Genomic DNA, 1,007 nt, shown 5'->3' with positions numbered 1-1,007 from the left:
GGCCACCAGCACGCTCACGGCCACGGCCGCCAGCACCGGCCCGCGCCGCGCGAACCGCCGTCCCGCTCCCGCCAGTGCCATCCACCGCTCCCCTCGCCGCCCTCCGCACCGGGTCGGGCGCGCACGCCAGGGGCGCGCCCGGGACGCGGAGTTGAGGTCTACCACAGCGACGCCCATGTGGTCTGTACCAATTCTGGTACGAGCCCGCATCCTGCCTGACGCGTCGACAGATCGCCCGGGCAGGGGGACGTTTGTGTCCGTCCGGGCCGAGTTTCTGCCCGGACGGGACGGCTGGGCGGGAGCGCGCGATCCTGCCGCGCGCCCGGCGGACCGGGCGCCGGGTCAGGGAAGGGAGGGCACGGCCGGGACGAGAACGGGGCCGGTCGGCTGGAGCACGGGCTCGCCCGGGTCGGGGAGCGGCTCGACCGGGACGTGGTTCGAACCGAGCGGGAGGTAGTACACGTCACCGGGGAAGAAGATCTGCGCACCGCTCGCGAGCGTGGCCGGCGCGCTGAGGCAGAGCTTCAGCTGGGTGAGGGCGAACGGCATGCCGCCGACCCAGTAGTTGACGTTGTACGAGGCCATGCACTGCTGCTGCCGCGAGAGCTGCAGCATCGAGGGGTTCGACGGCAGGGTCGTGAAACCGGGAGCGGGCGCCTGCGCGACGTTCACCGGCCCGGGATCGGTGGCGGGCCCCTGCGCCGCGTGGGCGGTTCCGGCGGCCAGGGCCAGCAGCGGGGCCAGCACGGCCGCGGTGGCCGCCGCGGCGAGCGATCGGCGAAGACTCATGGGCGGAACACTCCTTCGGGAGAACGGAATCGGCGCCCGGCCCCCTCTCGGCGGCCGACGCCATGGACCGAATCCTGTCGGTCCCGGCCGGCACGGCGACATCCCATGTTTCTGGTCTGTTTCCCGGCCCGCCGCGCCGGCGGCCGGAGCCTTGGCGATCCGCAGTCAAATGACTGATGCGGCGCAGCCCCGGCCTGACGCAATCTCCTGGTGCGCGG

1 protein-coding gene is annotated in these 1,007 nt (G+C 73.7%); it reads right to left on the bottom strand.

The features are described 5' to 3' along the window. Positions 1-342 precede the first annotated feature (342 nt). Positions 343-789 (bottom strand): hypothetical protein, encoded by a 447-nt coding sequence (locus tag ABD308_RS09760; protein ID WP_344330930.1) that lies wholly within the window; start codon positions 787-789, stop codon positions 343-345. Between the last annotated feature and the right edge of the window lie 218 nt (positions 790-1,007).

It is taken from the genome of Kitasatospora putterlickiae (assembly GCF_039527695.1).
Lineage (GTDB): Bacteria > Actinomycetota > Actinomycetes > Streptomycetales > Streptomycetaceae > Kitasatospora > Kitasatospora putterlickiae.
This window is presented reverse-complemented; position numbering and strand designations above follow the sequence as displayed.

Coding starts and splice junctions, on each gene's coding strand:
- ABD308_RS09760 (WP_344330930.1), bottom strand. CDS start 789: ATGAGTCTTCGCCGATCGCTCGCCGCGGCGGCCACCGCGGCCGTGCTG.